Annotated in this window: 22 protein-coding genes; 6 read left to right on the forward strand and 16 right to left on the reverse strand. The window is 48.1% G+C overall.

Features of this window, described 5'->3' with window-relative positions:
* Window positions 1-149: 149 nt before the first annotated feature.
* Window positions 150-776 (forward strand): DUF2239 family protein, encoded by a 627-nt coding sequence (locus tag H8K36_RS15950; RefSeq protein ID WP_186917508.1) that lies wholly within the window; start codon window positions 150-152, stop codon window positions 774-776.
* Between the two features lie 5 nt (window positions 777-781).
* Here the strand turns inward: H8K36_RS15950 and H8K36_RS15955 are convergent, their stop codons facing one another.
* The gene (locus tag H8K36_RS15955) at window positions 782-1345 is read right to left on the reverse strand and encodes an ankyrin repeat domain-containing protein (protein WP_186917509.1); all 564 of its coding nucleotides are present in this window, start codon (window positions 1343-1345) and stop codon (window positions 782-784) included.
* A gap of 166 nt (window positions 1346-1511) precedes the next feature.
* Here H8K36_RS15955 and H8K36_RS15960 point away from each other — a divergent pair, with 166 nt between their 5' ends.
* Together H8K36_RS15960 and H8K36_RS15965 are read left to right on the forward strand one after the other, a co-directional pair.
* A complete protein-coding gene (locus H8K36_RS15960) occupies window positions 1512-3572 on the forward strand; it encodes a hypothetical protein (RefSeq protein ID WP_186917510.1) in 2061 nt (686 codons plus the stop codon).
* A 108-nt stretch (window positions 3573-3680) separates the two neighbouring features.
* A complete protein-coding gene (locus H8K36_RS15965; RefSeq protein ID WP_186920456.1) occupies window positions 3681-4226 on the forward strand; it encodes a YfbM family protein in 546 nt (181 codons plus the stop codon).
* Window positions 4227-4281: 55 nt separating this feature from the next.
* Here H8K36_RS15965 and H8K36_RS15970 read toward each other — a convergent pair whose 3' ends face one another.
* A complete protein-coding gene (locus tag H8K36_RS15970; protein ID WP_186917512.1) occupies window positions 4282-5103 on the reverse strand; it encodes a D-hexose-6-phosphate mutarotase in 822 nt (273 codons plus the stop codon).
* A 235-nt stretch (window positions 5104-5338) separates the two neighbouring features.
* On the opposite strand from H8K36_RS15970, the gene H8K36_RS15975 reads away from it, so the two are divergent.
* Entirely contained in the window at window positions 5339-6598 is a 1260-nt protein-coding gene (locus H8K36_RS15975) for a GIN domain-containing protein (RefSeq protein ID WP_186917513.1), read from the forward strand.
* A gap of 69 nt (window positions 6599-6667) precedes the next feature.
* Here the strand turns inward: H8K36_RS15975 and H8K36_RS15980 are convergent, their stop codons facing one another.
* The 3 genes from H8K36_RS15980 to H8K36_RS15990 all read right to left on the reverse strand — a co-directional run bounded on the left by H8K36_RS15980 (window position 6668) and on the right by H8K36_RS15990 (window position 8626).
* Window positions 6668-7159 (reverse strand): TlpA family protein disulfide reductase, encoded by a 492-nt coding sequence (locus tag H8K36_RS15980; protein WP_186917514.1) that lies wholly within the window; start codon window positions 7157-7159, stop codon window positions 6668-6670.
* 97 nt (window positions 7160-7256) lie between these two features.
* Window positions 7257-7658 carry a hypothetical protein gene (locus H8K36_RS15985; RefSeq protein ID WP_186917515.1) on the reverse strand — a complete coding sequence of 134 codons (402 nt, stop codon included), beginning with the start codon at window positions 7656-7658 and terminating at the stop codon, window positions 7257-7259.
* Window positions 7658-8626: a TraB/GumN family protein gene (locus H8K36_RS15990; protein ID WP_186917516.1), complete on the reverse strand. Its 969-nt coding sequence runs from the start codon at window positions 8624-8626 to the stop codon at window positions 7658-7660. Before H8K36_RS15990 ends, H8K36_RS15985 begins: the two co-directional genes overlap by 1 nt.
* A 465-nt stretch (window positions 8627-9091) precedes the next feature.
* Here H8K36_RS15990 and H8K36_RS15995 point away from each other — a divergent pair, with 465 nt between their 5' ends.
* Complete coding sequence (locus H8K36_RS15995; protein WP_186917517.1) at window positions 9092-10645, forward strand: amino acid permease; 1554 nt, start codon at window positions 9092-9094, stop codon at window positions 10643-10645.
* A 69-nt stretch (window positions 10646-10714) separates the two neighbouring features.
* On the opposite strand, the gene H8K36_RS16000 is transcribed toward H8K36_RS15995, so the two are convergent.
* The 8 genes from H8K36_RS16000 to H8K36_RS16035 all read right to left on the reverse strand — a co-directional run bounded on the left by H8K36_RS16000 (window position 10715) and on the right by H8K36_RS16035 (window position 21576).
* Entirely contained in the window at window positions 10715-11248 is a 534-nt protein-coding gene (locus H8K36_RS16000) for a GNAT family N-acetyltransferase (RefSeq protein WP_222611248.1), read from the reverse strand.
* Complete coding sequence (locus tag H8K36_RS16005) at window positions 11241-11558, reverse strand: EthD family reductase (RefSeq protein WP_186917518.1); 318 nt, start codon at window positions 11556-11558, stop codon at window positions 11241-11243. Before H8K36_RS16005 ends, H8K36_RS16000 begins: the two co-directional genes overlap by 8 nt.
* A 26-nt stretch (window positions 11559-11584) precedes the next feature.
* On the reverse strand, window positions 11585-12190 hold the full coding sequence (locus H8K36_RS16010) for a response regulator transcription factor (protein WP_186917519.1): 606 nt from the start codon (window positions 12188-12190) through the stop codon (window positions 11585-11587).
* A gap of 9 nt (window positions 12191-12199) precedes the next feature.
* Window positions 12200-13369 (reverse strand): sensor histidine kinase, encoded by a 1170-nt coding sequence (locus H8K36_RS16015; RefSeq protein WP_186917520.1) that lies wholly within the window; start codon window positions 13367-13369, stop codon window positions 12200-12202.
* Between the two features lie 53 nt (window positions 13370-13422).
* On the reverse strand, window positions 13423-15225 hold the full coding sequence (locus tag H8K36_RS16020) for a CIA30 family protein (protein ID WP_186917521.1): 1803 nt from the start codon (window positions 15223-15225) through the stop codon (window positions 13423-13425).
* Between the two features lie 125 nt (window positions 15226-15350).
* Window positions 15351-16064, reverse strand: a complete 714-nt coding sequence (locus tag H8K36_RS16025; RefSeq protein ID WP_186917522.1) for an HAD family hydrolase — start codon at window positions 16062-16064, stop codon at window positions 15351-15353.
* Window positions 16065-16120: 56 nt separating this feature from the next.
* Window positions 16121-17662: a DUF3999 family protein gene (locus H8K36_RS16030; RefSeq protein ID WP_186917523.1), complete on the reverse strand. Its 1542-nt coding sequence runs from the start codon at window positions 17660-17662 to the stop codon at window positions 16121-16123.
* Window positions 17659-21576 carry a DUF2339 domain-containing protein gene (locus H8K36_RS16035; RefSeq protein ID WP_186917524.1) on the reverse strand — a complete coding sequence of 1306 codons (3918 nt, stop codon included), beginning with the start codon at window positions 21574-21576 and terminating at the stop codon, window positions 17659-17661. Before H8K36_RS16035 ends, H8K36_RS16030 begins: the two co-directional genes overlap by 4 nt.
* Before the next feature lie 285 nt (window positions 21577-21861).
* On the opposite strand from H8K36_RS16035, the gene H8K36_RS16040 reads away from it, so the two are divergent.
* Window positions 21862-22452 carry a GNAT family N-acetyltransferase gene (locus H8K36_RS16040; RefSeq protein ID WP_186917525.1) on the forward strand — a complete coding sequence of 197 codons (591 nt, stop codon included), beginning with the start codon at window positions 21862-21864 and terminating at the stop codon, window positions 22450-22452.
* 2 nt (window positions 22453-22454) lie between these two features.
* On the opposite strand, the gene H8K36_RS16045 is transcribed toward H8K36_RS16040, so the two are convergent.
* From H8K36_RS16045 to H8K36_RS16055, 3 genes are all read right to left on the reverse strand, one after another.
* On the reverse strand, window positions 22455-23276 hold the full coding sequence (locus tag H8K36_RS16045) for a VOC family protein (protein ID WP_186917526.1): 822 nt from the start codon (window positions 23274-23276) through the stop codon (window positions 22455-22457).
* Between the two features lie 39 nt (window positions 23277-23315).
* Window positions 23316-23654, reverse strand: a complete 339-nt coding sequence (locus H8K36_RS16050) for a hypothetical protein (protein ID WP_186917527.1) — start codon at window positions 23652-23654, stop codon at window positions 23316-23318.
* Between the two features lie 138 nt (window positions 23655-23792).
* The gene (locus tag H8K36_RS16055) at window positions 23793-24230 is read right to left on the reverse strand and encodes a DMP19 family protein (protein ID WP_186917528.1); all 438 of its coding nucleotides are present in this window, start codon (window positions 24228-24230) and stop codon (window positions 23793-23795) included.
* Window positions 24231-24277 lie beyond the last annotated feature (47 nt).

A 24277-nucleotide genomic window follows, 5' to 3' on the forward strand; every position in this document is an offset into this window, starting at 1 on the left:
CATTTCCTTCGCACACTCAAGAAGTAAGGGGAAAAGAAGGGCCTAAGTTGGACAAACATTTATTTTTATACGGGTAATATTGACTTTTATTTTTACCCGTATAAAATACACGCATTCGATGACGTTAATCGCACAATCACAAAAATCTTATGAATACCATCCATCACCACACCAAAGCCATCGCCTTTTTAAATGCAAGCCAATTGCTTGCCAATGCTACGCTCAGTGAAGTTGCGTTACGCGTGAAACGGGCCTACGAACAAGATCATGATGCACAAATCTTGGTATTTGACGCCGTCAGCAGTCATGTCATCGATCTCGATCTCCGCGGAACAGACGACGACATCCTAGCGCGCTTGCCACGAGAAACCACGATCGACTCGACCGAACCAAGCACAGAAACCAGCAACACGGGAAATACGTTGCGCAGCCGCGGTAGGCCCAAACTAGGCGTTGTGCCAAGAGAGATCACCCTACTTCCCCGTCACTGGGATTGGCTGAATCAACAGCCAGGTGGCGCTTCCGTCGCGCTCCGCAAATTGGTCGAAGACGCGACACGCGGCAGCGAAGCTAAACATGAAGCTCGAGTAGCGATGGAAAGTGCTTATCGTTTTATGGCGGGAATCGCTGGAGATCAACCCAACTATGAAGAGGCATCTCGCGCCTTATTTGCCAGTGACCGCGCAAATTTGCTCAGCAAAATCGAGAACTGGCCTGAAGATGTCAGAACACATCTAGTCCAACTCGCGGATCACGCATTCTCGATCTTCGCCTAGTTCAATTATTTAGATAAGCGACGCAAGGCTTCGACCGCCTCAGGTGTACCAAACTTGATTGCCGCAGCATGCGCATTGCGGCCAGTCTTGTCTTGATAAGTGGTACTCGCGCCATTTTTTACCAAGGCGTCGAGAATTGGCGTGTGAGGGTTAATTTCGGCCGCGATAATCAATGGCGTTTTGTCTTGAGTTCCGACCACAGAGTCGATTTCTGCACCGAGACGCACCAATTCATCAATCACCGCTGGCGTTTGGCTGTATCCCGCAGCGGCGCTCAAGGGCGTTCCAGAGAAAATCGCATCACGTTCATTGACACTAGCGCCACGCGCAACCAATGCAGAAATAATCGCAGGATCTTTGGTTGTCGTAGCCGCCCACATCAAAACGGGACCATTTTTATTGCCTGGTTTAAGAGCTTCTTCTGGAATACTCGTCACATCAGCAAGCGTCGCTGTCTCCCAAAAAGCCTGTTGACTATATTTTTTGTGAGGATTACTCACCTTCAAATAAATCGCGAAACCAATAGCGAAAACCAATAAAAGAACAAGAATGGGACTGGGCTTCTTCATATCGAATTCATCCTATTTTTCAACGTTCGGTCAAGGTGCACAAGAAGACTGTCCAAGGCCCATGTGCACTCTTCTCTTCAGGGCTCGTGTAAAATTTGGGGCGATTCCATTAGCGTCAACAAGATATCTACACGCCTGCCACTTTCTATCTGCGACGAAAGCAACTATGCGCCCACAACTCAATTCCTTAAATCAGACAATAACAAATGCAAGCGCGAGTGTAGACTCTCACATTGAGAAAACACCTATCGGCGAGACACTCACCCGTATTCTGCATCAAAACTCAGTCGAACTGGATACTAAAAATTTTCCGGCCAGTTTGTATTTAGAATCTTTGTTGTACATGCTGTATTGGTTTCATCGCTTACGCGCCCCTCAACGCAAAACGACCGCTAGCGAAAATATTAGTGCCTATCTCAATGTCGCACCAAATGCAGCGGTGGTTAAGGCCTTGCTCCAAGATCAATCACTCAAAGTAGGTGCTAAGGACAGGGTTGAACAAGGCCTAGTGGTTCGAAAAACAGTCGATATTTTACTCATGCGAGATACTCCTCACGGTCGCGAATTTTTGACCATAGAGAGGGAATTTTTTCCAACTGGTTTAGCATTACCCGGCGGTCTTTTGATCGACGAAGACGAACATAATGACGCTGGCATTCCACCGAATATCTATGCAGCGCTCCGCGTCACTGCGAGCAAGATCTTTAGAGCAACTCATGCGCAATTCGGCATTGCTGAAGAAGAGCAAAGAAAATACTATTTCGTGCGCAGCGAAGCACAAGCAGAAGCTCGCATCTACATGGATAGGACGATTTCTCATACCTACCGCGATCATCTCAAAGAAATCAGTATTCCGTCCGACCCAAGACATTTAGTTGACACCTTGGGTTTTCTGGTTGAGATCGTATGCTGCACAGAAATCGCCGGGCATTGGTTGCCAGCCAGCGTCATCAACACGCCTTACGCTAAAGAAGCGAACTTCGCGTTTGGACATCATAAACAGATAGCCGCGGCACTGATTGCGAAAAACTTCAACAAACAAAGCGGGGTTTCTCATCATGAGTGGATCCGAGAAATCGTCAACCATCCCTTGGAAAACTATCGAGCCCTACAACAGCGCTTTCACGATAACAAATTCCAAGTCAATACTTCTATCATCGAATTGTTACCCGTGATCGACTATGTACGTCATCAACTATCGATGCCAGCCATCAATGAGAAATGCGAGCGGCACTCTGCCTTAGCGATCGCACGTGAACAACTCCAACACAAACTTCATCACGTCACCATTCAGAACGGAACTGTTTGTCCCTATGAGGCAACGCTACGTGTGATCTTTGAATCATTGAATTTTTTTGATACTGCGTGTCGAATCGAAAAAAAACTAAGCATACATTTTCAAAAGAAGTACTGGTATCGCTATGAAGAATTAATGCAAAGAATACCGCAGCTGATCATCATTCCCACCTTCGACAATATCTCAGCGACCGATCTGATGAAAATCCGTGGTATCCCTCTGTATTTTATTGGCGTATCGCCTGAACCGGTCTATGTCGATGAGTTTTGGCAATCACCGCTCGAATTTCTGATCCACGATCTCAATCACTCATGGAAAATGATGGACATGGATGACCGCTATTTTGCGCGCCATCCAGAACTAAGTCTGGATCAATTTCTGCAACAAGCAAACACGTTTGTTCACAAGTATCTACCTCGTATCGCCATTCAAAAGTCCGACACGCAGGAACAAAAGGAAATTAAGAAATTGAAGAAAATCATCCTGTTCGAGGTGGTACATGAAGACGCTAGACCGATTTTGCCTGAAATTATCTGTGAAGCTTTACTTGAAGATGAGGGCTACGAATTTCCAGATAGCATCATCCGCTACGACGAAAGTGGACAGCAAGCTTATTTAGAACAACGCACTATTCCTGGAATTACCGCCCTGTCCTACGTGCGCCATAAACTACAACATGGATTCTTTGATCAAACCGACTCGCAAAATATTCAAATCGTCTCGCCACAATATCGTTCGGTCGATTGGATAGTTAAAGCCACTGTCGAGTTGCTGCACGAGCTGAATGCAAACATCCCTGAACAGATACAAAATGAAGGCTTAAGCGCCTATTTAACCCGACAAGCTTGTTCACGAGGCCCAACCATACTACACGCGCCTGAGCGAGTTGATGTCGCGGTCAGCCAATATGGCGATGGCACAATTATCTAAGCAGTGCAAATAGGGCAACATTTATCTTTTATCAAAAGAAGCAGCAATTTAGCCACACGTAAAACACGGTTGACGAAAAAAGCGTAGAATCATTTCACTATGAAAACAATGATGAGACTACTACTTGCTGCTTTTTTGAGCATCCTAAGCATGAACGCTGCATGGGCAGAAATGCGTATGAGTATGGTTGCGGTCAGCCCTAAGCAGGTGCCTGACCTCAAACGAAGCCAACGCGCCCTTGAGCAAGTGCTCTTCAAAAGCAATGCCGCTAGTACGCTCAATATTGGCACCTCGTGGCATGCCATCCATTATTTGATTACGGGTAAGACATCAAGCCCCGTGCCTGGCGCGGGTGAAGTGATTTTCGGTGGTACTGAAATCGGTAACGATCTCGGTTTTGGCCCAGCTCATTTATTTTCTGCTGAAGAAGTAAAAACGATTTCTGATGCGCTACAAGCGTTCCCGCTCAAAACCTTCACGGGTCGTTACGACGTCAAGCAAATGCAGGCCAGTAAAATTTACCCTGAAAATTGGCTCAAAGAAGGCGACATTGGTCGTGCCAGACTCTTAGATTACTTCCAACAAATTCTCAACTTCTACGCCAATGCGGCGAAAAACGGTCAAGCGATCGTTTTTGTCGTTCATCAAAAATAAGCGTATATAACGAGCGAGGGCAAGCAAGCTTGCTGCGCGCCTCGCCACTCAGACTTTATTTTGCACGCCAAACGATTCTCTGCATGCCGCTCCAGCTACGCCCAGGTTCCAAAGCAACGGGGCGCATGATCGTTGCCGCTTCAACGCAAACCATGCGTTGGAAACCATCAACTTCAAGATCACCGATTTGGGCGCCCTTTTCTGCTCCAGGATTCCACACCACGGCGTCTTGAAAGCCAGCTTGCGAAACCTCCACCGTTTGATGCGCTTGTTCAATCACTACCGATTGAGCCACATTGGCATAAATCCGGTCGACCTCGCCTGAAATACGTAGAACTTCTTCTTCCTGACGACAGCCGTTTTGGCCAGTCACGGTATCTCGATAGCTCAATCCACCTAAACCATGTAACCGTGTTTCCTTAATATCTTCGATCTTGAAGTAAGTATGCAAAGCCGTAGTAAATTGGAACACCGTATCGCCAGTATTGGTCACACTAAAATCTAATTGCAGCGTGTCGCCCGCAAGTGTCACCGTATATTCAGCGCGGAATACATGCGGCCACAACATCAAACGTGCGATATTTTCTTGCAGCTCAAACACGACTTGCCCTGCACCCTGCTCAGTTTGACCAGCGCTCAGCATTTTCCATAGTGCGTTGCGCGCAAAACCATGTTTAGGCAAGACACCCATACCGGAAAATTGAGGAAAAACGATAGGTACACCACCACGGATAGCCGCGCCCTCGGTGAACTCGGAACTGGAGCTCAAGAACAATTGCTCCGGCCCTCCTGCAGGAATCCAAGAGCACATATGTGCACCGTGGGTAACTAATTCGGCACGAGCGCCGTCCGCTGAACTAACGATAATTCTATCCATGAAACGAGAATCCTTTGAGCTTGAAACGAGCAGAATAAAGTGCAGCTAAACCAAAAACAGAGGCAAAAATACAATCCATCCGCATTTTAAAGCCTCGCCACCCTGATTTCGACCTTTGACACCGCGATTTTTGCATTCTGTCGCTAAGGCACTGCAATTGCCAACGGCTTACCGTAGACTTCACACTTAAGAAATCCAACACGACGGGATTCCAATTTTTTATCAGGGGGCGGATATGTTTAAACGTTTAGCAATCACATCAGCAGTATTGGTAGCGCTAGGTGTAGCGGTGAGCGGCTGTGAAATCAGCATCAATGACAACGGCATTAAGGGTAGCGGTAAAATCGTTAATGAAAAGCGCGATGCCAGTAACTTCGAAGCGATCAGTAATAATTCGCCATTCAATGTGCTGTTAGTCGCTGATGGAAAAGAGGGTAAGAATACTGTTGAAGTGGAAGGTGACGACAATTTCGTTCGTGAAGTAGAGACCTCTGTTGAGAACGGTACACTGGTGATTCGCAACAAGCGTCGTGGCAGTGTGCACTTTTCTTGGGGTCATAATCCAACCACGATTACAGTCCACGTAGCCAACATCAGCAAAATTACCAATTCAGGTAGCGGCGATGTCGAATTGCGCCAATTGCATAGCGATAAATTGGAAATTGTGAGCGAAGGACCGGGCGATCTGCAAGCAAGTGGTACAGCGAACGAACTGAATTTCCGCGCGACGGGTAGCGGCGATACCAATATGCGCCAACTCGTGGTTAAGAAGATGACTTTGGAAATGACAGGTCCTGGTGACACCGAATTAGGCGAAGTTGCGCAAACAATGTCTGCACGTTTGAGTGGCAGCGGAGATTTGAATGTTGCCAAATTACGTAGTGAACAAACGCAATTAAGTATTAATGGTCCTGGTAGCATTAATTTGCGTGGTGTCACCAAGAACCTCGAAGTAGAGATGTCTGGTTCTGGTGATTTGTCCATCGACGAAATTCAAGCCGACACGACCGATATCACAATGTCAGGCCCAGGCGAAGCCAACCTAGTCGGCGAAACTAAACAATTAAAACTGAAAGTCAGTGGATCGGGTAACGTTGATGCTAGTCGTCTCAAAGTCGGTAGTGCAGACATTCGCAACTCAGGCCCAGGTGATTTGAACTTCAAAGTATTGAAAGGTAATATCACCATCGATTTGAGTGGCTCTGGTGACTTCGATGCAGATTTGGCCGATGCCGACAAAGTCGATTTACATGCCGACGGCCCAGGCAGTGTGACTTTGCGTGGCGGTGCAAAAAAATTGAACGCGACCTTGAATGGCTCTGGTGACTTACATGCTTCTAGCCTTCTGCTGGAATTGGCATCGGTTAAAGTCAATGGCCCAGGCGAAGCGACCGTCAATGTCAAAGCAGCCAATGCGGCGGCAGCTGAACAGAGTTCAATCAAAAATGGATCTCGCTTGGTAACGATCGACCAAAACGGTGTGGTCAAACAATAAGCAGTCGTTCAAGCAAAACAAACGCCAGCACTTAAACAAGGCTGGCGTTTTTTTTATGGTGAACTTAGTCTAATCTTTCAGGCCTAGCGCCAAGCGAATTTTGGCTTCAATTTCTGCTTGGTCCTGTGCTTTAAACCCTTTATGCACATAGATCAATTTACCATCACGCCCGATCAAATAACTGCTTGGCATACCTTTGACTTCGTATTGGGTAGGCACGCTTCCTTCTGCATCAAACGCCAAAGTGAATTGCGTAGGATTTTTACTCAAAAATTTCTGAGCATCCTCGTTTGATTTATCGACATTAATGGCAATAATGCGCAAACCGGCGCTACCATATTTCTTCTGCAGATCGTTCATGAAGGGAAACGATTGCTTGCATGGCCCGCACCATGAAGCCCAAAAATCAACGTACACAACTTTACCGGCATGTTCACGCAAACTCACTTTGCCGCTCTGTCCGGGAAGTTCAAAGCCAAGTTGCTTGGGCTCTTGTGCAGCTACCAACTGCGTGAAACCAGCGATCGACAGTATCGCGGCATATTTCAATAAAGTTTTCATCACCAGGACTCCCTCCGCATCAATTGGACTTTAGTGCTAAGTACATGCTAGCACGAAAAATTGGGAAGAAGTTTGCGCTTACACTTTGAAACACCCTTTAGTAGTTGCGGTGTGCTCGATAGCTGTGTTTTAGTACCAAACGCGATGTCGCCACCAAGGTGTTTAAGCCTAATAGCAAAGGGGTCAAGGAAAATTGGGGGAGCAACCAAACTTGTCCCTTGGGCGGCTGAACTTGAGTGCAAGCCGTAATCACTGGATGAACCCATTCGGCCTCAGGTGTGACTTCGAGCAAGACATCACCGTCCGAATTTGTATGAAAGTAAATTTCGCCGCCGTGCAAAAGGCGCAAACAAATACCCTGTCCTGAGGTCGGTTTATTCCCAAGCTGTTTTTGTAGCTCTTGGTTATTGAGCTCCATCCAGCCTTCAAGTTCAGTGATATTGTCAAATGGGAGCCACGGGTATTCACGTGGCTCTTGGATCTCTTCAGAACTATTCATTAGCGGATCTGCTTCACTTGCCAGGCCTGTTTTTGCATCAGATGCAGAATACTATTGTCGCCTGCTAGATGTCCAGCACCAAGTACCACGAATAGTTTCTTACCTTCCGCGGCGAGCTTAGCGATTTTTTCAATCATCGGAGCATTTCGATCGTCCATTAATCGTTTCATCAAGGCTTGCGACCCTGCATCACGGTTGCCAGCATCACGCAGAATTTGGCCTAATGCTGCTGCGTCACCTTGCGTCCAAGTTTCAGCGATTCGATTGAGCTCTTTTGGCGCTTCGCCTTTACGCACCGAATCTAAAGCTGCAGCCAACAGAGCATCCCCCTCGGCGTCGCTTAAATCACCCAGTACATTGCCTTGAAAGCTCACGCCTTCAAGTTCGACTAATTGCTTTTTATCTTTGCGGCTCTGTAAGATGAAATGCAAATCAATTCCCTGCGCCGGTTCAAAACCTAATTGCTGACCAATACTAATGGTTAAACCCATCGCAACCATCACCGGCTTGAAGCGTTGAAACTGTTCAATATTCGGACCCGTCATCGACTTCAATGACTCCCATGTTGCTGGGCTTAAGTGTTTTTCGAGCTTATCCGGTGATGCGTAACTGAGTTTCTCGACGATTTCACTGCTAGTCTCAGTGTTAGAGACGTCTGCCTCAACGACCACGGTGTCGGCTTGTTTATAAGCCTTCAAGACGGCAGGTGACATCGGATAAAAATCAGCCCGCGCGACATGAATTGATCCAAACAAGTAAACTTTCAACGCTCTTTTCTTGTCGCCTTCTTTCGCTGCGGTAGCGGGGATCTCAATTTCATACAGCAGTCCTTTCACTTTTGAGGGCGCTACTGATTTAGTCTTATTTATTTTGGCATCCGTCTGTGCGTTAGCACTGGGTGCCAAATTCAATGAACTGAAGGCGAAGACTGCGGTGAGCATGGCCAAACGCGGCGTGAGTGAAAACATAGCTTTACCTCTTTTTGAAGATTATCGTCTCATCATTTGCTAGTCCATAGACCAGTCATGTTTGGCGGCAATATACACCAAAAATTACTCGCCAGAGAAAGTAAAAGCCCAGTGGTCAGGCAACCGCCTATCAGGAAAATCAATAGCAAATTATTTGCTCAAATTAACTAAGAAAATTCATATGCTATTTCCACATGGAAAATCGAATGAACTATTTTCAAAATCGATGGACTAAGGGTCGCAATTAACGGCGAAAGCGATGCTGAGTGCGGAATACAACAAACCGTGACGATGCTGCTATGCAGTGCAGGATTTTTTTCATAAAAGGCGCTTTGAGCGTGTTTTCCTCTTTACTGTTTAGCTATAAATCGCGTATGTTACGCTGTTTGTCAAAATAGATCCTAGACGACTTTTGTCGCGAAGGAATAAGAAATCCAAAATTTGAATTTGCCTTAAGGAAACACTATGCTTTTTGATCGCATTAAATCACTAGACGAAATCTTGGCAACAGCCGAGAAAAAGTCTCTGCATCGCTCTTTAGGTGCATTCCAACTAACCATGTTGGGTATTGGTGCCATTATCGGTACAGGTATTTTCGTTTTGACAGCGGCAGCGGCACAAAAAGCCGGCCCTGGCATGATGTACTCATTTATTATCGCTGGCTTCGTCTGTGCAGTTGCTGCACTTTGCTACTCTGAACTGGTTGCCATGGCACCTGTTTCCGGTTCTGCTTACACCTACACCTATGCGGTGATGGGTGAGCTAATGGCTTGGACCGTGGGCTGGGCACTAGTGCTCGAATATGCAGTTGCCGCCGCCGCGGTCTGCGTCGGCTGGTCTGGCTATGTCATGGGCTTGGTTCAGAAAGCAACCGGCTTCGCTTTACCTGAGCTTCTCAGCCGTGGCCCATCATGGTCTATGAATGGTTTCATGCCAGTGATCGATTTCACACACGGCATCGTTAACGTACCGGCTATCATTGTGGCTTTGGTCATCACCACTTTGCTGGTAAAAGGCACAAGCGAAAGTGCAAAAGTAAATGCGATTTTGGTGGCGGTTAAAGTCACTGCATTGTCTGCATTTATCGTCATCACGTTGCCACTGATCAGCGGCGATAACTTCGCACCAATGTTGCCAAATGGCTGGGTTGGTTCACAAGGTAGCGGTGTTGGTGTAGTCGGTGCCGCGGCTTCTATCTTCTTTGCCTACGTTGGTTTCGATGCAGTATCAACAGCAGCAGAAGAAACAAAAAATCCACAACGGAATGTACCAATTGGTTTGATCGGTTCCTTAGGTATCTGTACCGTGTTCTACATGTTGGTTGCTGCTGGTGTTGTAGGTTCAGTTGGCGCACAACCAATCACTTCCTTGACAGGCGCAGTATTGTCTCCTGACTCTGCGGAATTCGTTGCACGTTGCGCACAATTAGCTTCCGAAGGAAGTTCACCGATCGTATGTTCACATGAAGCATTGGCTGAAGTTTTGAGCAAATTACACTACGAGCAAGTTTCCAAATTGGTCGGTTTGGCAGCAAGTATCGCGTTGCCAAGCGTTATTTTGATGATGATTTTCGGTCAAACACGTATCTTCTTCGTGATGGCACGTGACGGTCTCTTGCCAGAAAAATTGGCTGACATTCATCCGAAATGGAAAACGCCTTGGTTGATGACTATCGTGACAGGTATCTTCGTTGCGATCGCAGCTGCCTTCTTCCCAGTTGGTCAGTTGGCGGATATCTCTAACTCCGGTACATTGTTCGCATTCTTCATGGTGTCAATCGCTGTATTGATCTTGCGTAAGACAGATCCAGATCGTCATCGTCCATTCAAAACACCATTGATTTGGGTGGTAGCACCAGTTGCTGCTGCAGGAACTTTGTTCTTGTTCTTCAGCTTACCAACCATCGCCCAGTTAGTATTGCCAATCTGGGGTAGCGTGGGCTTGGCCATCTACTTCCTGTATAGCCGCAAACACTCACATGTGGGCAAAGCACTGGCAGAAAAAGCAGCTGGTAAATAAGCTGAATCTTTCGGTACAAATAAAAAAGCGACTCTTAGAGTCGCTTTTTTTTACCTTGTGCTTATGAAATCAATGGCTGTGGCGTTCGAAATGAACTGTATCAAACCACTGCCCATGCAATTCAAAGCTACGTTTTGAATATCCGTACTGCACAAATCCATTGGCCAACAAAACATGAACCGAGGCTTGATTCTCGGGCCTTGCGCACGCCTCGACTCGTTGCAACTCGTGCGTTTCAAACGCTTTTTGTAGCGCCAAACTAACCGCTTGTTTAGCGTAACCTTTGCCATTGAAACGCTCGCCTATGCGATAACCCAAACTCGCCGAATGAAAATGCTGACGGCGCACTTGGCTTAAATTCACGCGCCCGACGAGCTCGCCCTCAACTCGAATCAAATATTGATAAGCCTGATCCTGCCTCGCTTGATGCATCGCTGTTTGGATCGCACTATCGACACCAGCACGTGAGTAAAACTCTGACGGTCTTGCATTAATGCGCTCTTCGAAGAATGCGCGATTGAGCAATTCAAATTCAAGTAATTCCTCTGCCATGGCAGGAGTAACAACCGACAACTGCAAGAAATTTGTCGCGGATTCAGACATGCGAACTGACCTTGCTTAAACGAATTTCCGGTTTAAGATTTGTGTAATTGGGAACATCCGCCATCAGTGCCCCACCCGCAGTCGCAAGAGCGGTCTGTGCCGTTTGTAGATCAGGGAAATAGGCATGAGTCGTCGCTACGATTTCGCCAATAGTAGGCGCTGTCGGTGACAGAAACTGATCGCTTTCTAGGCGCAACAAACCTAGGCTACTCAGTGCCTCTTTGCTTATTCGCCCATGTTCGGAATTGAAGTAAGCATGATCAAAATGGGCACCTTCGGCCCAACGATAAAAACCTGTAACTCGAATCATTACTACACCCTTTCCTATCAAATCAACTACAACCAGCCTTCATCGCGAGCCATTCGGAACGCTTCAACACGATTTTTCGCGTTGAGTTTGCTAATTGCTTCTGACAAATAATTGCGTACCGTCCCTTCCGACAAATGCATGATCTTGGCGATTTCATTACTTGTCGAACCGGTTCCTGCCAAACGCAATACCTGACGCTCACGTTCACTCAAAGGATCTTGTGGTCCGCCCCAGCTCTCCATTGCTAACTCTGGTGCAATCGCTTTACCACCGCCATGTACTGTACGAATCGCTTTCGCCAAGTCTTCTGCTGGGGCGTCTTTCAACATGTAACCACGCACGCCACTTGCCATTGCTCGTTTCAGAAATCCAGCACGGGCGAAGGTCGTAAGAACAACCACTTTGATGGGCAATTTCCGCTCGACGATTTCCGCTGCGAGCTCCAGCCCCGTCATTATCGGCATTTCAATATCCGTGACGAGCACATCGGGTTGTAATTGCTTGCAGAGCTCTAGTGCTTCTTTGCCGTTCTTGGCTTGGCCTAAAACTTCGATATCGCCTTCCAATTTCAAAAGAGCAACGAGAGCACCTGAAACCATCACCTGATCTTCTGCCAAAATAATTTTTATCATTCTTAATCCTTATGCTGCGCTCGCTAGATGCAGCGGTAGGCTAAATCGTATCGTCAATCCGTCTTTGCATTCAACCTGTAGATCGCCGTCTAAAGCACGTACCCTTTCGCTCATGCCGATCAAACCATTACCCTTCTTAATTTCTTCACCCTTTTCTGTACCAATCGAGCCATCGTCTGCGATCTTAACTTGCACCGACGCGCCCTTTCCGACGACGGAAAAATGGCAATGCTTGGCGTCGGAATGACGAATGATGTTGGTCACGGCTTCACGCAAAGCTAAGGCTATAATATTCTCGACGGCTGCTGGCAAAACAGTGTCATCGACTTCACTTTCAAACTGAACGCCAGCGGATTCCAACGCATTCTGCGCACCACGTAGCTCATGTGCTAAACCTGTATCGCGATAACCCAAGACCGCTTCGCGCACTTCACTCAAGGCTTGTCTCGCAGTCTGCTCAATATCAGCGATCTCTTTCTTACATGCTTCGGCATCGCGATCATACAATTTACGGGCTAACTCCGCCTTCAAGGTAATTACCGATAAAGTATGGCCCAACAAATCATGCAAGTCGCGCGCAATACGTTCACGTTCGGCCAAGGAAGCGAGGTGTTCGATCTCTTCCTGTTTGCGAAACAGCTTGCTATTGGCCCTTTGTAAACGCTCTCCAATGATGGCGCCTAAAGCGCTCGGAATACTAAAGATGACGGCAGGGATCCAGAAATAGGTTTGCAATTTGAGGAAGTAACTAATGATCGCAGTGCCTGCCAATACGCAAAACAAGCTCAAATACGCATGACGCTTTTCTTCAAAGCGCGAAGACATGGTCGCTGCGAAAATCACGAAACTAGAGCCGCCGAAATTATACGGAGCCCAGGCAATACCGAGCCCGGCAACGGCGGCGATACACAGCGCAACCCGCCAGCCCTTGCCCCAAAAACTATAAATATACAAGGGTAGAAATACTAGGATACTAAGCCCGACCATCAATAGCTCGGTCGCACTTGGTAGCTTATAAAAATAAGGCCATGCAAAAATGCCGAAGGAGAGCATCCAAAAAAACGGTGCCTTGCCGTATTGTGGTGGAATCCAAGGGCCAGACCATAGAGCTTGAATTTTGCTAAACGCAGACATCAGATCATCCTTATTCTTAAAACGCTCAAGCGAGATGTCATCCATATCTCGCTTAAGCTTGCATTCGCTTGGTACTATCTTGGCGGCCAACAAAAAGACTATTCTTTCACCAAACGTACATCGACAATGTCAAAAGCATAGTTACCTGTTTCAGGCCCGGCATTAAAAGCTAGCATGGTAACGATCGTCGCATCCATGCCCTTAAAGCGGCTAAAAGGCAAACTCACTTCTGTCCATTCTGCTGGTGCAATAAAAACCACCGTGACTGGAATGAAACTGCCTTGCATTGTAAAGCCGACCGTGTAGTTTTTACCATCGCCTTTGACTTTAAATTTCAAAGTATTTGCTGCACTCAAATCAACAGCTTGCATCGGTTGTGTGGAAGGGAAGAAAGCAACGCCTGCCCAAGGAAATGCAAACCCAGGGTTGACTGTTGCGTCGATATGCAAAGCATTCTGGGCCAATTCGGGAACGACATTCACTTTCAATTGCGCAGTCGACTTACCTCCCATCGGTGCGTCATTCGATGGCACCCAACCAAAGCCAAAAGGGCTAGCCAGTTTTTCATTACTGAACAAGCTAATACGACCATCGCTTGGCAACTGCACCGCTGTCGTTTTGATGGCTTTCTCTTTAGCCACTTGCGCTAGTTTCTCTGCACGCAGCGGAGAGATAATTTCACCGTCTTTCCATACTTCGACAATACGACGCGTCGCCGTGATATCGGTCGTCGGATCACCCTCGACTAACATCAAATCCGCTTTGTAGCCATTCAAAATGTATCCACGGTCTTTCAAACGGAAAGCCTTAGCTGGCGCTGATGTTGCTGCTTGCAGTGCGGCGCTTGGACTCAAACCAGCATTGACCAAAGAGGCCAATTCATGGTGCAAGCTTATTCCGTATTGAGTCCCCGTATTGCCTGCATCTGTACCTGCTAGCACCGGAATCTTCGCTGCATGTAAGGCTGCTGTCAGAGTATTTGGTGCCGTCATCCATTGCTGATTTTCTTGTTTGCCATAAGAGGAATTCAAGGGGATCACCTGTGTTTTACTGAGCAAATTCGTCATGCTCGTATCATTTAACAGGTCTTGGGACTTCATCCCTGCCATGCTCTCCAACACACTAAATGTGGGAATGACAAAACTACCGTTCTTCTTCGCTAGAGCGATGATTTCTTTGCTTTGCGCCTCGCTAATGCTGCTACCGATATACAGATGGACCAGACCATCTGCGCCCGCAGCCAAGGCTGCTTTCGCATCTTCAAAGGTACCGATATGGACGACCGCTAACTTTTTACGTGCATGACTTGCTTTAATTAAGGCTTGCACCGTCTCGACATCAAGCGAATTGAATTTGAAACCAGCGCCGCCATGCTCCATCACAATTTTAATGAAATGAGATCCTTCAGCGATACGTCGATCAACCCATGCTTGCGCTTGTTCTGGCTTGGTCAAAGTATCAACCTGCATACCGTATTCCGTACCATGACCGCCTGGTGCAGTCGCTAATACGCCAGCGGAAATCAGATCTGCGTTACGCGTGTTTTTACCGGCTGCCATACGTTGATTCATGTCCTGCATCAAAGGAACGGCGGTGAACATATCGATTTGTGTGGTGACACCGTACAACAATGGCAAATCTTGGTCTTGATAGGCATGCACATGAGAGTCGATCAATCCTGGCAACAAAGTGCGGCCTCTACCATCAACTAATTTCATGTCAGCACTGATCTTTGCCTTGAAATCAGCGTTGATGATCTTGCCGTTATCGATCAACACATTGCGTACGCCGAGATTTTTTTCGCCATCAAAAACGCGTACGTTTTGAATCAGCGTGGAAGCTTGTGCACTGATCATCAGGCCAGCACTGGCTAATGCGAATACTAAGTGAGTGAGTTTCATTTGAGTCTCCATCTATCCGTTAAATAACTAAGGAACTGCGATGGAGAGAGTATGGAGAACTTCAAACAGAAAAATTAGAGCAAATTGCCACCACTTTTAGATGACATTTGTCATGTGTACTCGATTTACGCCAAATCAAGGTCGAGCGCGTGTCTAACACGTGCACACATTTCCTGCGGTGTGCGTGAGATGATCGCCTCTGGAATCTCAAATTTTTGAGTTAAACGTTGGTGGTCTTCAAAACCATATGAAACCACAAATGGGTGTAGGCCAGCAGTTAAGGCGGAAGCATAGTCCTTATGCTCGTCGCCACAGGCAAAGCCGCGCGCAGGGTTAATATGGAATTGATTACGCGCCTCTTGGAAAAATCGCGCTTTGGTGTCGCGCATCGGGACATGGGCGAAGTAATCGAATTGGGCAAGATCAATGTCATACCGTGCGAATAGGCGCGCCATGGTAATTTCTGGCTCATGGCTGACGTTACGCGTGACCAGCCCAAGACGAATGCCCTCCGTGGCCATCAACTGTTTAATCAGATCCGCCACGCCTTCATACAAGCAAGCTTCTTCACGGTAGACCTCAGTCAAGGTCGTGATAATTTTTTGGCGACTCTTTTTGCCTAGCTGCTTTTTGATATTGACCGGGAATTCTTTCAGGCCGCCGACATACTTAAACAACTTACGACGTTTCTGAAAGGCCTCTAGCTCACCAATATCCATATCATGCAGAGCAAAGGTCGCTTCAATGGCGCTGAAGGCATCAATGATGGTGCCATCAGCATCAAAAATCATGAGCTTGTCGCGATTAGGAAAAATAGTGGTTGCGGATGTCTGTTCCATAGCGCCTTTAGCATAGACCACTATTTTTACAGCAGCATGACAGCCGCGCTTGTCATTTAGCTTTGGTTCTTGTTTTCTTGATCTATCTTCGCTAACGACGACCACACCATCCATCCGAGCAAAGCTACCGCACACAATAATGCAAGCCACAGCCACCACTTGCCCTGGGCTCCCACTTTATTCTCTTGCGGCTTGGTAGGCATTGCAGAAGCAGCGCTCGCTGCGGTTTCCGGAATGGGGGCAACTTGCACCGTGGCACCACTACTAAAGCCCATCGCATCGGCTTGCTTAGGCATCAGCATCGCCATGTCAATGGCGGCACCTTGCTGCGCTTCCTGACCCCATTCGAGACGATATGGCCCAGCGCCTCTCGCTAGAAGCACGATATGGCGCGCCATGCTCGCAATTTCGATTTCAGGTGCCGCATTAGCCAAATTACTCGATTCACTACGCAAACGTAGTTTTAAATAGCTTAAGCCATTGACGGGGATTACATCGTTCACGACTTCTTTGCCGTCTAACTGCAGACGATACGCCTGAAAATGACGCAGATAATGATCGTCCTCCGTACTCTGCTTACTATTGTTTTTCTGATGGCGTAAGACGTAGAGCGGATTGAGGCTATGTCTTAAATGATGATGATCGATTGACACGGTTTCCAATACGCCGCTCAGCGTTAGTTTTTCAACGCTGTTTAGTTGCGCTAATTTGACGCGCACACTGTCAACTGGCAGATTACGTGGCACCAAGTACTCGCAGGTCTTACCATCACATTGGCTTGCTTTGATTGGCGATGTCCATAACAAACTGGGCAAGGTCCAATTTTGTCGTTGCGCATCTAACTGCACGCCTAAAATACGCGGTGCAGTCGCGGCCTGGTCCCAGCGCAAACGCAAATACTTCGCCTGCAGCGCTGGCAGGCTGAACTCCAATTGCGCCAAACTCTGATTTTGATGGCGCAACTGCAAAACTTGCTGATGTTGGGATGCGCTTTGCCAATGCAATAAATCATCGCTGGTTTCTAAACTAAAGCCTGCCACACCTTGAAAAGATTCCGGCACGGTTACTCGCGCTTGTATCAAGTAACTCTGGGTATGCTCGTTCTTTGCTTGACGATACAAAGCACTGGCATCGATCAGCCAAGCACTGACAAGCGACGTGTCATTAGCCTTTGTCACAGCATTAATCTGCGAACGCCAGCGCACGCTACCATCGCTACTTTGCTCGATCTCGATCAAGGAATTTGAGCCTTGATCTTGGGTCGTCGCTTGCAAAGGGAAAATCGGTACCGACAAACTTTGCAAAGACAATTGTTGATTCCCTGCAGTCGAAGACGAGAGCCAGGCATAACTGAGGTACTCACCGGCAGCATTACGTACGCGCAAATCACTCAACTGGCTGTCCTTGGCACTCGCATAGATTGCCAAGGGCAAAGCAACGCTGTGATAGGGCGAACTATTGGTCGTAGTCGTTGTACTTGGCAGCTGTATCGTCGCTTGTTGCACGCCAGCCCAAGCATAGCCGGCACATACGCAACTGATAGCAGCCGCTGTCGTCACTTTCTGTGCCAAGCTGATGTTACGTCGAAGTTGACTCATACCCCCTCCTCGCGCGAATTTGGATCAACAGCCGGTTCGCCTTCTTGCACCGTATCGGGCTTTTTGACCGGTACTGGCGCGAAATAACCGACGACTAAGAAGGCCAAGCCGACACCGATAAACGAGACAATGCGATACAGGCCACCACGGTCTGCCAGTTCGATTAAGAACAGTTTGGCAACCACGATGGCTAACAAAGCTGCACCGGCGATCCATACCACACGCGATGCGCGGCGATTACCCAAGATCATCAAGCTCACACCACTCACCGCCCAAGTAATTGAGACAGCGGCCTGCGCTAATCGTGAATCAAATAGGGTGTCAGCATTCCATGCCACACCGGCATAGTGATGCACGACTCGTAAGACGCCAGCCGTTAATAATGCAAAGCCACTGATAGCAAAGACTGCCGCTGTAGCACGATCAGGCAGGCGTACTGCTGCTGTTTTCGGTAAATGGCGCCACCAGATGAATAAGGAGAACAAGACCAAACAAATACCAAGTTCAAGCGGGTTCAATAACGGTAAATAGGGTAAAGGACTCGCGTCGCCAGCGGAACCCATATTCGCGCCCCAACACCACCACAGTAGAAGCGCCGCGATCGGTGCGGCCATCGACTCCGCATAAACTGAGCGATGGGTCAGCATAGGCCAGGCTTTTGCTCCCCAGTTTCGACCTAGTCCAAACAGAAGCAAGGCCGGTGCAGCAACCGTCGCCAACATCACCCAAGCTTCACCGATACCGTTCATGTTCAACATATGAGAGCGCAACTCAGCCGCAATCAGGAACAAAAATAACCAAGCACCAAGCACATGTTGAAGACTCAAAAGCTTATGAGGCAAGCCAAAATAAGCTTCTTGATTGCGCAAAACGAAGTAGAAACTGAAGGCTGATAAAGGCCAAACGAACCATCCCCAATGCAATGATGGCGTGAAGATCACTGGCCCATCGAACCACGCGTAGGCGGTCGCCAACAAATACAAAGGTAGACTGACTGCACTCAATTTAGCGACTTGTGGCCAACGACGCCAAGCGGCAATCGCGATCAACAACAAGGCACTGACCGTCGCCAGCATCACCTCCGCCATCGGGATCGTATGACGCTCGCCTGCGCGGTTCAAGGCCATACTGTTCTCGAAACCCCAAGAGATTAACCACCAGATCAAAGCCCAAACCAAGGGCAGCCATTGAATCAGCGCTTGATTGCACCAAGGATTCAACCACGCTCTTTGTTGTGTGCTTTGTCCTGCGGGTGTCGACAATTCACGTAAAGCCGCAGCAAAACGCTGGGCTTCATGACGTAACCGATCTGCACTCAAGAACGCCGCTAGGGCCAAGCTGATTTGGGTAGCGAAATTCCAATTCAAGTAAAGATCCGCTGCGCTGGACTGGTGGCTTTGCAAATAAACGAGCCCTGATACTGCTTGCAGAGCCAGCGCAAACACGGCCAGTGGCGTCTGCGCCATATACAAAGCACCGACTAAGACCAAAAAGGAAGTGATCGGCCAAATCGCTGCAACCTGATACAAATCTAGGGCGAACAACATGGCGAGATGCAATAGCGCGAAACCAGTAATCGAAGCTAAACCATCAAAAGCTGTCCACGATGGCGGCAAGCCTTGCGCTTCCGCTTCGCGTTTAATCGCCAACATGCGACGGCCTGCATTCAACAAAATACTGAATGCGATAATGATTGCGGGGACCATGCCGCGCCAACCGTCTTGCAAGTAAGCTTGTGATTGCGAGCTGGTATCGACATGGAGTCCGGCAAGGAAACTGAGAACTGAAGCCACCTGTATGCTTGCCGCAATCGGGCGCCATTCAGGCAAGACGCGACGTCGACCAATCTCGCCAACGACCAACGCAAATACTGCACAGGCAGCGGATGCGAATGAAGGCAGTAGCAACATCCAAGGCAAAATCGTATAGGCAGCGAAACCCAACCATGGCAATGCGCGGCTCGCTGGCAGTTCCCACGACGCCAAGCTTTCACTTTCGCGACGACGATGCAAGAACCACATCACGAGTGCGCTGCTGCCGAGTAAGACCGGTCCTAACAATGAACCCTGCAAGAGTGGCTGCAATGCCCCCGTATTAATGCTGATGGCATTCAGGAGTTTATAGGTCGCACCCGCCATCACCACGTAAGCAAAAGCTCGCGCATATGGTCTTTGTTGACGGCAACCCAACCAATACATACCAGCGCCTTCGACTGCCCAGGCCGCACTAGTCCATGTGCCTTCTAGGCCTAAAGGTATCGCCAAAGTCGCGAAAATAGCCGCAACAATGACATAGGCCTCAGCCAGCAAGGCCAAGCCATGTTTTTCTTTGGAGAAGATAAAGCGTGCTAAAAACAAATAGAAGGCGGCAATCGCTAAAGCAGAGAAGGCTGCGCCATATTCTGTATGTTTCACCAACAAATATTGCAGACCGAAAGCAGTCAAAGGATTACCAAATACGAGAGCGCTATCAACACGCCCGACGAGCTTGATGCCCATCAGCGGGTTCGCTTCACCAGATCGACTTGCCTCATCGAGGGTGGCAGCATAACGGGCCTCAAGCAAAGTTCTGCGAGCGAACAAAACACCAATCACTGCAAACAAAACAAAGAAGAAAATCAAGAAGGGTTGCACCAATCCATAATCAGCAGGTGTGTAAAACTTATTGGCCCAACCTAGACTCAAGGTGAAGGTGCCGACGAAGGCGATCACATTTAAGACGCGCCAAGCATTGAACCACGCAACCAAGAAAATACCGACATCGAGTACCGCTAAGTAGGTCATCAGTCCTAGGGGGCGATTGGCTCCTGTCGAGGTCAACACTGGGGCAGCGAAACCTTCGAGCGCAGCGATAATGGCTAACACCGGTGCCTTTTGTAGAACCGCAAGTGCGGCACTCATTACTGAGACGACGAACAAAAAGGCAAAACCCGTTTCCGGCGTGATCAGCTGATGCACCTTCACCGCGGATAGCCCTGCCAAGTAGAACACGCCAATTGCCATCCCTTGCAAGCTCAAGCCGTAGTCACGCCGTTTCTCACGTAAGCGCCAACCCAAGGCTAACAACACTAAACCTGTTCCGAGTACGCCGGCATACCGCAATTCGATCGGTACCGTGACGCGTTCCGCCGCATAGCGAAGCAAGAAGGCCAGGCCGAGGAAGAGAATCAAAACACCGACTTTCACCAGTAAATTGCCACCGAAAATGAAATTCGCGATCGGCTCAGGCAAACGTTCACGTAAAGGTTTTGACGGAGGGGGCGGAGCCGGCAAGCGTGCACGCTTACGGACCGGTGCTGGCGCTTCGATTTCAGGTGTGACGATGGTATGCAGGCTGGTTGGTACGGGCACCGAAACATTCGCCACCGTTTGCTCAGCTTTGATACTCAGTGCCGTTTGGGTATTCTTTTCTAGCTGTGGCAAGTCCAAATTGACTAAAGGCACATTCGGTGCCAGGGCCTGTTGACTATCAACACCCTCTTCGGCGTCGAGTTGCATCAATGGTTCAAGTGCCATCGGCTCTGTTTCAGGCGCTGTCGTTAAGACACTGGTCGCGGTAGCATTTGTGGCCTGCATTGATGCCGCGACGACTGTCTTCATCGATTTGGCAGGATCGACGTCTGCAAGCGGCACGTGATCCGAGACGCTTTTCGCTGCCCGCACTGCTTGCAATTCAGCTTCGAGCGATTTGATCTTGGCTTCTAAGCGCGCGATCGTGGCCCTCACCTCATTCATCGCCGCGGCTGCCTGTTCGTGCAGCGCCATATTTGCTTTTTTGAGCGCGGAAAACTGAGAATCTAGGCTAATCTTGGCCAATAAGCCGAAGACACCGCCAAATACGGTATACCAAATAGCCGAACCATAATGACTTGCCAATCCTAGGGCTAAGCCGATGAGAGCTCCTATCCACCACATTCTCAACTCCATTTCACTCAATGAAAGCACTGCAAACCCGCGTCGCCGTTCATCTAAGATGGATCAGACTAAGTAGGTCTGCAACAAACAGCACGTAATATTTTGTATCGTTGGCAACTGTAAGGAGAAAGCGTGTAATTGACAAGAAAAACCCGACGAGTAGCAGGTTTTGTACTTAATCGGTAGAAGCACACAACACCTTGCAAAACGCATTCTGGGTTTTCTCTTGGCAGACACTTGATTTCAGGTAGACTTAAAAAATCTAATCCCTGAGCTAGGTCAGCCATGCAAGATGCGAGTACTTTTCCCGAATTACGCAGTGAGCGATTTCTGCTGCGCCAAATTCAACAAAGCGATTTGGCCGCTATCTTTTTCGGTTTGTCTCACCCCAAGGTGATTGCCCATTATGGTATTTGGTATGAGAGTGAAATCGCGACACAAGAACAAATAGACTGGTATCGCTGTTTAGAAAAGGAGGGTTCAGGTATGTGGTGGGCCATTTGTCCACTAAATCACCCTGAACAATTAATCGGTGCTTGCGGTGTGTATGAGCTCGATAACTATAATCGCAATGCCGATATCGGCTACTGGCTATTACCTGCGTATTGGGGACAAGGTGTGATGTTGGAATGCCTGAAAGAAGTCTTGTTGTATGCCTTCGATACGATGGAACTACATCGCGTCGAAGCCGAAGTGGAGATTGATAATATTGGCAGCAGCAAGCTATTAAAAAAATTAGGCTTCGAACATGAAGGCCGCCGACGCCAGGTGTCATGGAAACGCGATCGCTTCGTTGATCTAGACTATTACGGCATACTTAATACGCATTTCCGCAAGCTAGATATCTTCGCACACGTAAAAGAACTGGAATGTTGAGACTATTGGTGTTGACGTAGCTGAAAAATATTCCCTTCAGGGTCTAAGCCATTGCAATATCGATAGCCGGGCGCTTCCCACACTTGTTCCGCAATACTTCCACCCCACTCCACCGCCACGTCACGGGCATGACTTAAATCACGCACGCTGAAGAAAAATTTGAGGGCGCTGTCTTCACGCGGCACCGGTGGTGATTGGATTTCAATATCAACCGCATATGCACTAGGTATGGCGTGAATGACGACTTGTAATCCAGCTCCTTGCAAGACAAGCAAACCGTGCTCTGGTTGAGACTGTTCGGGACATTCAGTTAATTGCAAAACAGCCGCATAAAACTGTACGAGACACTGCGCATCTTTGGCATAAATCATGACGCCTGCGTTCACGACAGCAGCGTGACTTGGTATCGACGGCACAAATTCCACACTTTCTGACATCTTACCGACACGCAAAAAACAAGCGTAAGTAAGCGCAGCTGCACGACGTAGTTCTTCCCACAACGCCTCTGCTTGAATCAATTCTAAACTAGGCAGTGGCTGCGGCAAGCGAGGATGCAACCCAGACCAAACTGTTTGAAATTTTTCAATCGCCTGCAATTCGTCTGTCGAGAAAACCGGCGCTTTGAAACTCTCGCGCCAATCGGGTCCAACCCAATCAGCCCATTGCTCAATGATCTCGGTCGGCACCTGAAGCTGAGGCGATTTCGCTTGATATCGACGTTGCTCAGCGAAAGAGGAGGCCACTTCCAAATAATCGATCAACTGATTACGTACACGCTGCAATAAAACTTGCTCACTCGGGCGTATATGCGTGGTATTCATCATTGAGAAAAGCGCGGTAGCAAGTACCAACGGCAAAAGAGATTATTTAGAAGGAGCGCCAGCCCAGCTGTTAACCAAGTCATTATGCTGCGGCGGGATGTCGGAAATTTTCATACCAACGCGGTACTCGCTACCGCTTAAGATGCAGTATAAAGCCATTCCCTTACAAACTACCTGTGTACGACGCGAAGCATCACGACGATCAGGTATCTCAATCATCATTTGAAAGGTGCCACGTTCGGCCACGATTTGGGGGCAAAGAAATTGCACGCCACTTGACGAGAAATTAACTATTTTAATCGCAATGATCTTGCCTTGGCTGACTTGAATAGCGCCACGCCAAGTTACATTGATACGGGGAGCTGAACGAGCGTCACTCATATAAAAACCGATTAAATTCTGCTAAGTAAATAAGTCTGAGACAAAGGGCAACCTGCCCATGTCGTCATTATGCCAAATTTTATCGGGAGTAGCGGGCTAGTACTCGCCAAATTGCCCCAATGAAACAATCTTCAACACTTAATCTGCACTTGAACCGCAAATGGCGTCTCGAACCTCAAACGAAAAATCGACATGACAGGCCAGATAATCAAGCGAAATCGCATGCAGATCATTCTTTAAGGCGTTTTCACTGACATAGTCAGACTGTAGAAAAGCCTCGTAATCCTTTTTGTTCGCTATGCAGGCTTTGACTGCCTGTACATAAAATTCATGGGCAACAATGGCATTGAACTGAATCAGCATATCTTCAACATCCGCTAAAAAATTGCCGTTCATGTTATAGAAAAACTGGGCAAAGCCCCCTTGCCGCAGGTCATGATCAAAACGCGCCGCCAACAGCAAAAATAATTCTTTACCCGATTTTTCTAGAAATACCTCGCAATCAAAGCCTTTGCTCTGCTCGAACAATTCTTGCAAACGCTTCTTGCTTTCATCAAGGATGATGTCAATTGGCATGGCAAACCTGTGTATCGTTGCTATTTGAATGCGTTGGGCTTCCCACG

Source organism: Affinundibacterium nitidum, assembly GCF_014284155.1.
Taxonomy (GTDB): Bacteria; Pseudomonadota; Gammaproteobacteria; order Burkholderiales; family Burkholderiaceae_D; genus Undibacterium; species Undibacterium nitidum.

Excerpts from the sequence above, each read along its gene's own strand:
- H8K36_RS15950 (WP_186917508.1), top strand. The coding sequence starts at position 150 with ATGAATACCATCCATCACCACACCAAAGCCATCGCCTTTTTAAATGCA.
- H8K36_RS15955 (WP_186917509.1), bottom strand. The coding sequence starts at position 1,345 with ATGAAGAAGCCCAGTCCCATTCTTGTTCTTTTATTGGTTTTCGCTATT.
- H8K36_RS15960 (WP_186917510.1), top strand. The coding sequence starts at position 1,512 with ATGCGCCCACAACTCAATTCCTTAAATCAGACAATAACAAATGCAAGC.
- H8K36_RS15965 (WP_186920456.1), top strand. The coding sequence starts at position 3,681 with ATGATGAGACTACTACTTGCTGCTTTTTTGAGCATCCTAAGCATGAAC.
- H8K36_RS15970 (WP_186917512.1), bottom strand. The coding sequence starts at position 5,103 with ATGGATAGAATTATCGTTAGTTCAGCGGACGGCGCTCGTGCCGAATTA.
- H8K36_RS15975 (WP_186917513.1), top strand. The coding sequence starts at position 5,339 with ATGTTTAAACGTTTAGCAATCACATCAGCAGTATTGGTAGCGCTAGGT.
- H8K36_RS15980 (WP_186917514.1), bottom strand. The coding sequence starts at position 7,159 with ATGAAAACTTTATTGAAATATGCCGCGATACTGTCGATCGCTGGTTTC.
- H8K36_RS15985 (WP_186917515.1), bottom strand. The coding sequence starts at position 7,658 with ATGAATAGTTCTGAAGAGATCCAAGAGCCACGTGAATACCCGTGGCTC.
- H8K36_RS15990 (WP_186917516.1), bottom strand. The coding sequence starts at position 8,626 with ATGTTTTCACTCACGCCGCGTTTGGCCATGCTCACCGCAGTCTTCGCC.
- H8K36_RS15995 (WP_186917517.1), top strand. The coding sequence starts at position 9,092 with ATGCTTTTTGATCGCATTAAATCACTAGACGAAATCTTGGCAACAGCC.
- H8K36_RS16000 (WP_222611248.1), bottom strand. The coding sequence starts at position 11,248 with ATGTCTGAATCCGCGACAAATTTCTTGCAGTTGTCGGTTGTTACTCCT.
- H8K36_RS16005 (WP_186917518.1), bottom strand. The coding sequence starts at position 11,558 with ATGATTCGAGTTACAGGTTTTTATCGTTGGGCCGAAGGTGCCCATTTT.
- H8K36_RS16010 (WP_186917519.1), bottom strand. The coding sequence starts at position 12,190 with ATGATAAAAATTATTTTGGCAGAAGATCAGGTGATGGTTTCAGGTGCT.
- H8K36_RS16015 (WP_186917520.1), bottom strand. The coding sequence starts at position 13,369 with ATGGATGACATCTCGCTTGAGCGTTTTAAGAATAAGGATGATCTGATG.
- H8K36_RS16020 (WP_186917521.1), bottom strand. The coding sequence starts at position 15,225 with ATGAAACTCACTCACTTAGTATTCGCATTAGCCAGTGCTGGCCTGATG.
- H8K36_RS16025 (WP_186917522.1), bottom strand. The coding sequence starts at position 16,064 with ATGGAACAGACATCCGCAACCACTATTTTTCCTAATCGCGACAAGCTC.
- H8K36_RS16030 (WP_186917523.1), bottom strand. The coding sequence starts at position 17,662 with ATGAGTCAACTTCGACGTAACATCAGCTTGGCACAGAAAGTGACGACA.
- H8K36_RS16035 (WP_186917524.1), bottom strand. The coding sequence starts at position 21,576 with ATGTGGTGGATAGGAGCTCTCATCGGCTTAGCCCTAGGATTGGCAAGT.
- H8K36_RS16040 (WP_186917525.1), top strand. The coding sequence starts at position 21,862 with ATGCAAGATGCGAGTACTTTTCCCGAATTACGCAGTGAGCGATTTCTG.
- H8K36_RS16045 (WP_186917526.1), bottom strand. The coding sequence starts at position 23,276 with ATGATGAATACCACGCATATACGCCCGAGTGAGCAAGTTTTATTGCAG.
- H8K36_RS16050 (WP_186917527.1), bottom strand. The coding sequence starts at position 23,654 with ATGAGTGACGCTCGTTCAGCTCCCCGTATCAATGTAACTTGGCGTGGC.
- H8K36_RS16055 (WP_186917528.1), bottom strand. The coding sequence starts at position 24,230 with ATGCCAATTGACATCATCCTTGATGAAAGCAAGAAGCGTTTGCAAGAA.